Genomic DNA, 9049 nt, shown 5'->3' with positions numbered 1-9049 from the left:
GTGTACAAGTGTGCTCACTCACCGGCTTCCCTGTTTCACTCTGTCGACCCCTGGGTCACAGAGCACCTGGAACAAGCCGCGAAGGTTAGTGGGTTGGGGGTGGAGCGTCAATTAAAGCTGGCCTGCCACTTGAACCATTGATGCGCCGTGCTTCTCTACCCATACAGGTATTAAGGAGAAAACCATGCATAAAACCAGACTTGCCATACTGATCATGCTCGCCGGCACCCTCGCCGCCTGCGGGGAAAGCTCTACCTTGCAGGTTTCCGACGGCACCGGGCCCTCACCCAAACTGCCGGAACCGAACAAAACCTTGATCCCCACCGTGAATATCGCCCCAGCGATTGGCTGGCCCGACGGCGCCAAGCCGACGGCCGCTGCGGGCACCCAGGTGGCGGCATTTGCCGAGGGTCTGGATCACCCGCGCTGGCTGTATGTGCTGCCTAATGGTGACGTGCTGGTGGCGGAAACCAACGCACCGCCCAAGCCGGACGACGCCAAGGGCATTCGGGGCTGGGTGATGGAGAAAGTCATGGGCCGCGCCGGTGCTGGCGTGCCGAGCCCGAATCGCATCACGCTGCTGCGCGATGCCGACCACGATGGTGTTGCCGAGACCCGAACGGTGTTCCTGGAGAATCTGAATTCGCCGTTCGGCATGGCCTTGGTCGGTAACGATCTGTATGTGGCGGATTCGGACAAACTGCTGCGTTTCCCCTACCAACCTGGCGAAACCACAATCAAGGAAGCGGGCATCAAGGTAGTCGACCTGCCGGGTGGCACCCTCAACCACCACTGGACCAAGAACGTGGTGGCCAGCAAGGACGGCAGCAAGTTGTATGTGAGCGTCGGCTCCAATAGCAACGTTGGCGAAAACGGCCTGGAGGCGGAACAAGGCCGCGCTGCGATCTGGGAAGTCGACCGCGCCAGCGGCCAGCACCGCATCTTCGCTTCCGGCCTACGCAACCCCAACGGTATGGCCTGGGAACCCCAGAGTGGCAAGCTGTGGACGGCCGTGAACGAGCGCGATGAAATCGGCAGCGATCTGGTGCCGGACTACATCACTTCGGTCAAGGATGGCGCCTTTTATGGTTGGCCCTTCAGTTACTACGGCCAGCATGTAGACGTACGTGTATCACCGCAGAACCCAGAGTTGGTCGCCAAGGCCATTGCCCCGGACTATGCCGTTGGGCCGCACACCGCCTCCCTGGGCCTGACGTTTGCCGAAGGTAACAAACTACCGGCGCAGTTCAGCAACGGCGCGTTTATCGGCCAGCATGGTTCGTGGAACCGCAAGCCGCACAGTGGTTACAAGGTGATCTTCGTACCGTTCGAGGGTGGCCAGCCCAAAGGGCAGCCGTTGGACGTGCTGACCGGGTTCCTCAATAAAGACGAGAAAGCCATGGGCCGGCCGGTGGGCGTGGTGATTGATCAGCAAGGGGACTTGCTGGTGGCGGACGATGTGGGGAATAAGGTGTGGCGGGTTTCTGCGGCTAAATAAAAACCGCATAACCAATGTGGGAGGGGGCAAGCCCCCCTCCCACATTTTGATCTATATGTAACTTAAGGATTACGCGCCAGATTTCCCGGCAACACGCGCTTGGCGCTGAGATAGGCATTCTGCCAATACGCCTTGGACAAAGTATCCAATTTCACCGTGCCGCCGGTTTGCGGCGCATGGACGAAGCGGCCTTCTCCCACATAGATCCCGGCGTGACTGACCTGTGAACCGCCACCCGTGGCAAAGAACAACAGATCACCGGTTTGCAGATTCTCTTCGCTGACATTCTGGGCACGCATCACGATCAGTTCACGGGTGGTGCGCGGCAACGAGATGCCCGCCGCATCACGGTAGACAAAGCCGATCAGGCCACTGCAATCAAATCCGGAATCCGGCGTGTTGCCACCCCAGCGATAAGGCGTGCCAACCAGGCCCAGCGCGCGGAAGAGCACGTCTTCGGCAGCAGGCGAGAAACTCTGTGTGGAGTAGTTGAACACCGGCTTGGGCTTGACGGCCACAGGAGCGGGTGGCGGGCGGCTGGCGCAGGCGCTGAGGAGCGCGGCGCAAACCAGCAAAATGAGGCGGGCTGAGGTCGACATGGGCAGAACAATCCTGGTCTGGATGCGGCTTTTCGCTGCCGAACGCTGAAAACCAGAACGCGCAAGCTAAGCTCGCGCGAACGGATTCCAACAATATCCAGGGATTCTAGCGCTTACGCGTCAAACTTCAAGTATCACTTTAACTTTACTTACTAGCGGTAACCGTAGTCGGGGCCATGGCGAGTGCGCGCTTGGCTTCGATGAAGGTTTTGCTCCAGTAGCTGTCACCCAGGTTGTCGACTCGAACACCGCCACTGCGACGGCTGCTGGAGTGGATAAACTGGTTATCGCCCAAGTAGATACCGGCGTGACTGACACGACCACGGCCAGCCGTACTAAAGAAAAGCAGATCACCCGGCTTGAGGTTGTTGCGTGCGACCAACGGTGCATCCACGTTGATCATTTCGCGCGTCGAGCGTGGCAGATTCATGCCAGCTTCTTCACGAAACAGGTAGCCGATGAAGCCGCTGCAGTCGAAACCGGCTTCAGAGGTACCGCCGAAACGGTAACGGGTACCGATCAGGGACATGCCGCGTTCGAGAATGCTGTCGGCCAGAACTGGAAGCTGGTAAGGCTTGTTGCCGGCGAAGTTGGCCAGTTCTTTTTCAGTAGCGATCTCTTCCTGATAAACAGTGGAAGACTGCGATGCTACGAATTTTGCCTGGGACTGTTGTACTGGTTTTTGCTGCTCAGCCACGTTTTGAGTGTGGGTGGCGCAACCAAACAACAGGGTAACGAGTGCGAGAGGCACGAGGGGTGCGAAGCGATTTAGCATGGGCACGACCGTGGCTGATGTGTAAAGAAGTCGAAACTATGCCTTCTATCACATCGATTTGCAAATTCAATCGTGATCTATGTGACTTCTTGTTTTGACCATGACATCTAAGCCCTTAACACCCCATACCTGCCATTTGCGTGGTCAAACCGGCCAAAACGCAGGTTTTCTGGCGCCTGGAATATGCCGAAGCCCCCGAAATGACTGGGCTGGCTACCAGCCGAGGGTTTCTTTGAGGAAGGGGATGGTCAGCTTGCGCTGGGCCTGCAAAGAGGCCTGATCGAGCTGTTCGAGCAAATCGAACAACGCGCTCATGCTCCGAGTGCCACGAGTGAGGATAAAGTGACCGACTTCGTCGGTGAGGTGCAGGCCGCGACGGGATGCGCGCAATTGCAAGGCACGCAGTTTGTCTTCGTCAGATAAAGGCCGCATCTGGAAAATCAGCGCCAGGGTCAAGCGTGATTTAAGGTCGGCCAGCTTCACCGGCAGTTCACGCGGCGACGTAGAGGCGGCAATCAACAAGCGTCGGCCACTGTCGCGCAAGCGGTTGAACAGGTGAAACAGCGCTTCTTCCCAGTCCGCCTTGCCGGCAATCGCCTGCAGATCGTCCAGACACACCAGTTCGTATTGTTCCAAGTGATCGAAGATGCCGATACCGCGATCCATCAACTCAGCCAACGGCAAATACACCGCCGGCTCGCCCATCTGTTCGAAACGCAGGCACGCGGCCTGCAACAGGTGTGTACGCCCCACGCCGTGCTTGCCCCACAGATAGATCAGGCTCTCCGTCCACCCAGCGTCGGCTTCGCAGAGCCGCTCGACATAGCCGAGTGCAGCGGCATTGGCGCCTGGGTAGTAGTTGATAAAGGTGGCGTCATCACGCAGACGCACACCTAGGGGCAGCTGAATCGGTTTCATGCTGACTGAACGGCTCCAAACGAACCGCTAGTGGCCTCTGTGTAAAGTTTGCAAAGTTTATACCCGTGACGCCGGGTGCACAATGCAGCAGACCACAAGCAAAATCAAAGGTTTGCGTTAACTCTTGACGATTTGCGCAAATTGTTTGACACCCCGCTCCCCCAGAAACAACAAACCCGGCCGAGGCCGGGTTTGTGATTCAGTGATTACAGCTCGGGGTCTTCAACCCCCGTGTACACGTCCGAATCCTTGTACAAATCGTGAACATGACGCACCAGCACCATGATCACCGCCGCCACCGGCAACGCCAGCAGGATGCCAGTAAAGCCAAACAGCTCGCCGCCCGCCAGGATCGCAAAGATCACCGCCACCGGATGCAGGCCGATCCGGTCGCCGACCAGCAACGGCGTCAACACCATGCCCTCCAGGGCCTGGCCGACCATGAACACGGCAACAATCCCCAGCATCGGGTACAAGTCACCACCAAACTGGAACAACCCAGCCACCAGTGCCGCACCGATACCGATCACAAAACCCATGTACGGCACGATAGCCGCCAACCCCGCGATCAAGCCGATCAACAGACCCAGCTCCAGACCAATCGCCATCAAACCGGCCGCGTAGATAATCCCCAGCGCCAACATCACCAGCAGTTGGCCCCGCACGAAAGCGCCAAGCACCTCATGACATTCCTCTGCCAGAGACACGATGCGCTCCTCACGGTCGCGCGGTAGCAGGCTGCGGATCTTGGCCATCATGATGTCCCAGTCGCGCAGCAAGTAGAACGCCACCACCGGAATCAGTACCAGGTTGGTCAACCAGCCGATCAGCGCCAGGCTGGAGGCCGTGGCCTGGCTGAGCACTACACCGACAATATCGGTGGTCTGCCCCATATGCTCAGTGATTGCCGCCTTGACCTTGTCAAACTTCCAGAAGCCATCCGCCAGCCCCAGCTTGGCCTGGGCCCACGGCATTGCCGTGTGCTGCAGCCAGTCGAGCATCTGCGGCGCCAGTTCGTACAAACGGAACAACTGCTTGGCGAGCATCGGCACCAATACCAGCACCAATGCCGTGATGATCAACGTGAACAGTGCAAACACCGTCACCACGCCCCAGGTCCGAGACATGCCAACCTTCTCCAGGCGATCCACCACAGGATCGAACAGATAAGCGAGCAGCAACGCAACCAGGAACGGCGTCAGGATCGAATGCAGCAAGAACACAAAAACGCACAGCAGGACAATCCCGCCAAGCCACACCCAACGACGCGTATCCGCCATAAATCACTCCATCTGTTATTGGCTTCCTTCTTCTATATAGAAGAAGGAAGAACACTTACCAACGAAAACGTAGCTGTGCCTGCGGCTCGGCAGCCACAGGTGGCTGTGTGCCGTCTGACACCGGTTGCTGGACCGGCGCTTCACCCGCCGGCACTTCCTGCAACTTGGCCAGACTCAACTGGGTACGCAACTGATCGGCACTGCCATTGACGCGATACACAATGCGGTTGCCCTCCACGAGTTGCGGCTGGCCACCAAAGGGCTCCAGCAGATGGCCCAGAGCCGCATAGCGCTCCAGGTTCATGCCCTGCACTTCCAGCAATTGCTCGGTGCTTACCCCAGGTTTGACGGCAAACCGCGGCGCGAGCTTTTGGCTGACCGCCAGCATGATGGCATCGGCCACCGCGCCGGTATCAGCCCCCTGGGCGGTGCCCTGTTCACTTTTGTCACCCAGCCACAGCCGCCATTTGGCCTGCCATTGGTTGCCTTCCTGGCGGGCGTGCACCGCCAGCAATGCATCGGCGCCGTAGCGCTCGGAGGCTGCGCGCAGTGGCGTGGCATCCGCGCTTTCAAGATTAGGTGCGGTGGCGACCACCTGTTCATCCAAGTCACCCAGCGGCAAGCGCAACGGCAAGCCACGGTGTTGTGCCGCCCGACGCAGGGCCTGTGCGACGACCTGGCCATCGCCGACCAGGCTGCTGCCGTCAGTGGAATCGTTCAGCCACCAGCCAAGAATCGAAGGCCGGTTGCTGCCCCAGATCGACAGGCCTGCCTGACGCAGCGCGCGATCGGTGCTGACTGGATCGAAATCCACTTGCAGGCTTTCCGGCGGACCGGCGTCGTAGCCGTACTGGGTGATGATTTGCTGCGGGTCCTTGCGAATCGCCGCCAAGCCAGGGCCATCGGCGGCCTTGGCGTCGCCGGTCAGTCGGATCACCAACGTCTGCACCGCACGCTGGGTAGCCTGGTCGCGCTCCTGGGGCGACTGGCTGCTGACCGGTTCAAGTACTTGATAGAGGCCATTGAGGGTTTCGGCATGACTCGCCAGGCTGACCAACGACAAACAGCCTACAAAAAAGAATTTATACAAACGCATGGAAGATTCCCGAACCACAAATTAAACGGGTAGAACAGACCGCCTGAATTCGGCTTGGCAAGGCTGTGACCACAGCGACCGACAAAACATTCACAGAGATCCGGTAAGTTTTCGTACTGTCATAACGATAGCGGGTTAAAGGCTATACCTTAATACACGCCATAACCGAGGCGATTAGCATTTTTTTAACGCCATATGCCCCTGCCCGTCGGCCCGAGGATGGCCGCTGCCCCTCAAGCCTGATAAAATCGCGCGCCTTCGCAGACCGTCAATGGCTGGGCCTTTTACCAAAAGCGCCTGCCCGCTCGGTCGTTACCCCTGAATCCCCCCTAAAGGCCTGGATCATGAGCAAGCAACCCTCCCTGAGCTACAAGGACGCCGGTGTAGACATCGACGCCGGTGAAGCATTGGTCGAACGCATCAAGAGCGTCGCCAAGCGCACTGCGCGCCCTGAAGTCATGGGCGGCCTGGGCGGTTTTGGCGCCCTCTGCGAAATCCCGGCCGGCTACAAACAGCCGGTGCTGGTCTCCGGCACCGACGGCGTGGGCACCAAGCTGCGCCTGGCACTGAACCTGAACAAGCACGACAGCATCGGCATCGACCTGGTTGCCATGTGCGTCAACGACCTGGTGGTGTGCGGCGCCGAGCCGCTGTTCTTCCTCGACTACTACGCTACCGGCAAACTGAATGTGGACACCGCAGCCCAAGTGGTCACCGGTATCGGCGCCGGCTGCGAACTGTCGGGTTGCTCCCTGGTTGGTGGCGAAACCGCTGAGATGCCAGGCATGTACGAAGGCGAAGACTACGACCTGGCCGGTTTCTGCGTCGGTGTCGTAGAGAAAGCCGAGATCATCGACGGCTCCAAGGTGGCTGCCGGTGACGCCCTGCTCGCCCTGCCATCGTCCGGTCCGCACTCCAACGGCTACTCGCTGATCCGCAAGATCATCGAAGTGTCCGGCGCCGACATCGAGAACACCCAGCTCGATGGCAAACCGCTGACCGACCTGCTGATGGCCCCGACCCGAATCTACGTCAAGCCTCTGCTCAAGCTGATCAAAGACACTGGCGCAGTCAAGGCCATGGCCCACATCACTGGCGGCGGCTTGCTGGACAACATTCCGCGCGTCCTGCCAAAAGGCGCCCAGGCGATCGTCGACGTGGCCAGCTGGCAGCGTCCTGCGGTATTCGACTGGCTGCAAGAAAAAGGCAACGTCGACGAAACCGAGATGCACCGCGTGCTGAACTGCGGCGTCGGCATGGTGATCTGCGTGGCTCAGGAACACGTTGAAAACGCGTTGAACGTACTGCGTGAAGCCGGCGAGCAGCCTTGGGTCATCGGCCAGATCGCCACCGCTCCGGAAGGCGCGGCTCAGGTTGAACTGAAGAACCTTAAGGCGCACTGATGCCTGCAACCTGTGATGTCGTGGTGCTGCTTTCCGGCACCGGCAGTAACTTGCAGGCCCTGATCGACAGCACGCGCACCGGCGACAGCCCTGTGCGCATCGCTGCGGTGATTTCCAACCGCAGCGACGCTTACGGCCTGCAACGTGCCAGGGATGCAGGCATTGCAACCCGCGACCTGGATCACAAGGCTTTCGAAGGCCGCGAGGCCTTCGACAGCGCCTTGATCGAACTCATCGACGCCTTCAACCCCAAACTCGTGGTCCTCGCCGGCTTCATGCGCATTCTCAGCGCTGGCTTCGTGCGCCACTATGAAGGCCGCCTGCTCAATATCCACCCTTCCCTGCTGCCCAAGCACAAAGGCATGCACACCCATCAGCGCGCGCTCGACGCCGGCGACACCGAGCATGGCTGCAGCGTGCACTTCGTCACCGAGGAACTCGATGGCGGGCCTCTGGTCGTACAGGCAGTGGTTCCGGTAGAGTCTGCTGACTCAGCGCAGACACTTGCGCAACGGGTTCACACCCAGGAACACAAGATTTACCCGTTGGCTGTTCGCTGGTTTGCCGAGGGTCGGTTGATTCTTGGCGAGCAGGGTGCATTATTGGACGGTCAGTTACTCGCGGCCAGCGGCCACTTGATTCGAACCTAGGAGATTTTATGCGTCGCGCCTTGCTCTTCGCTTTTGCTCTGTTTGCCTTGCCAGCCGTGCAAGCAGCAGATTTACACCCATTCTCCGCCAGCTACACCGCCGACTGGAAACAGTTGCCCATGAGTGGTTCGGCCGAACGTAGCCTGACCCAGAACGGTGACGGCACCTGGACCTTGAACTTCAAGGCGTCCATGCTCATCGCCAGCCTTACCGAGACCAGCGTGATCAAGTTTGAAAAGGACGCTCTGCAACCCAAGAGCTACACCTTCGAACGCGGCGGCCTGGGCAAGGCGAAGAAGATCAACCTGGACTTCGACCACTCGGCCAACAAGGTCACCGGCTTCGAAAACAAAGACCCGGTCAATGTCACCCTCGAAAGCGGCATGCTCGACAAGTCGACCTACCAGTTGGCCCTGCAGCGCGACGTGGCTGCCGGCAAAAAAAGCATGAGCTACCGCGTGGTTGAAGGCACCGACACCGACACCTACGATTTCCGTGTGATTGGCCCGGAAAAGGTCCAGACCAAGGCCGGCTCCATTGATGCGATCAAGGTCGAGCGCGTGCGCGATCCATCGCAGACCAAACGCATCACCCAGATGTGGTTCGCCAAGGACTGGGGTGGCATCCTGGTTGCCCTGCGTCAGGTAGAAACCGACGGCAAGGAATACAACATCATGCTGCTGGACGGTACCGTTGACGGCAAGGCTGTCAAAGGCAGCTGATCGCTAGCTGGAACGAAGAGCCTCGCGAATGCGAGGCTTTTTTTTCGTCTGCTGTTTTGTTTTGAAGCTTCTACCGCTATCGCAGGCAAGCCAGCTCCCACAGTTGGA

9 protein-coding genes are annotated in these 9049 nt (G+C 59.1%); 4 read left to right on the top strand and 5 right to left on the bottom strand.

Annotation, left to right across the window (positions count from 1 at the left end):
* Positions 1 to 184 precede the first annotated feature (184 nt).
* The gene (locus tag ACRESD_RS01015) at positions 185 to 1498 is read left to right on the top strand and encodes a PQQ-dependent sugar dehydrogenase (protein ID WP_431749224.1); all 1314 of its coding nucleotides are present in this window, start codon (positions 185 to 187) and stop codon (positions 1496 to 1498) included.
* A 62-nt stretch (positions 1499 to 1560) separates the two neighbouring features.
* On the opposite strand, the gene ACRESD_RS01010 is transcribed toward ACRESD_RS01015, so the two are convergent.
* The 5 genes from ACRESD_RS01010 to ACRESD_RS00990 form a co-directional block, all read right to left on the bottom strand.
* A complete protein-coding gene (locus tag ACRESD_RS01010; RefSeq protein ID WP_431749223.1) occupies positions 1561 to 2097 on the bottom strand; it encodes a C40 family peptidase in 537 nt (178 codons plus the stop codon).
* Between the two features lie 145 nt (positions 2098 to 2242).
* Positions 2243 to 2872, bottom strand: coding sequence for a C40 family peptidase (locus ACRESD_RS01005; protein ID WP_431749222.1), 630 nt, complete (start codon positions 2870 to 2872; stop codon positions 2243 to 2245).
* A 213-nt stretch (positions 2873 to 3085) separates the two neighbouring features.
* Entirely contained in the window at positions 3086 to 3790 is a 705-nt protein-coding gene (gene hda, locus ACRESD_RS01000; protein WP_017134884.1) for a DnaA regulatory inactivator Hda, read from the bottom strand.
* Between the two features lie 206 nt (positions 3791 to 3996).
* Positions 3997 to 5070 carry an AI-2E family transporter gene (locus ACRESD_RS00995; protein WP_431749221.1) on the bottom strand — a complete coding sequence of 358 codons (1074 nt, stop codon included), beginning with the start codon at positions 5068 to 5070 and terminating at the stop codon, positions 3997 to 3999.
* Positions 5071 to 5125: 55 nt separating this feature from the next.
* Complete coding sequence (locus ACRESD_RS00990; RefSeq protein WP_431749220.1) at positions 5126 to 6166, bottom strand: DUF2066 domain-containing protein; 1041 nt, start codon at positions 6164 to 6166, stop codon at positions 5126 to 5128.
* A gap of 344 nt (positions 6167 to 6510) precedes the next feature.
* Between ACRESD_RS00990 and purM the strand changes: the two genes are divergently transcribed.
* From purM to ACRESD_RS00975, 3 genes are read left to right on the top strand one after another with little or no spacing between them, the layout of a single operon-like run.
* Positions 6511 to 7569 carry a phosphoribosylformylglycinamidine cyclo-ligase gene (purM, locus tag ACRESD_RS00985; RefSeq protein ID WP_431749219.1) on the top strand — a complete coding sequence of 353 codons (1059 nt, stop codon included), beginning with the start codon at positions 6511 to 6513 and terminating at the stop codon, positions 7567 to 7569.
* Positions 7569 to 8219 carry a phosphoribosylglycinamide formyltransferase gene (purN, locus tag ACRESD_RS00980; protein WP_431749218.1) on the top strand — a complete coding sequence of 217 codons (651 nt, stop codon included), beginning with the start codon at positions 7569 to 7571 and terminating at the stop codon, positions 8217 to 8219. The genes purM and purN overlap by 1 nt, the downstream gene beginning before the upstream one ends.
* Before the next feature lie 8 nt (positions 8220 to 8227).
* Positions 8228 to 8941, top strand: coding sequence for a DUF3108 domain-containing protein (locus tag ACRESD_RS00975; RefSeq protein WP_431749217.1), 714 nt, complete (start codon positions 8228 to 8230; stop codon positions 8939 to 8941).
* Positions 8942 to 9049: the final 108 nt, after the last annotated feature.

The organism is Pseudomonas sp. (assembly GCF_050739995.1).
Classification (GTDB): Bacteria; Pseudomonadota; Gammaproteobacteria; order Pseudomonadales; family Pseudomonadaceae; genus Aquipseudomonas.
The sequence above is the reverse complement of the archived record's forward strand: the minus strand, read 5'-3'. Positions and strand labels throughout refer to the sequence as shown.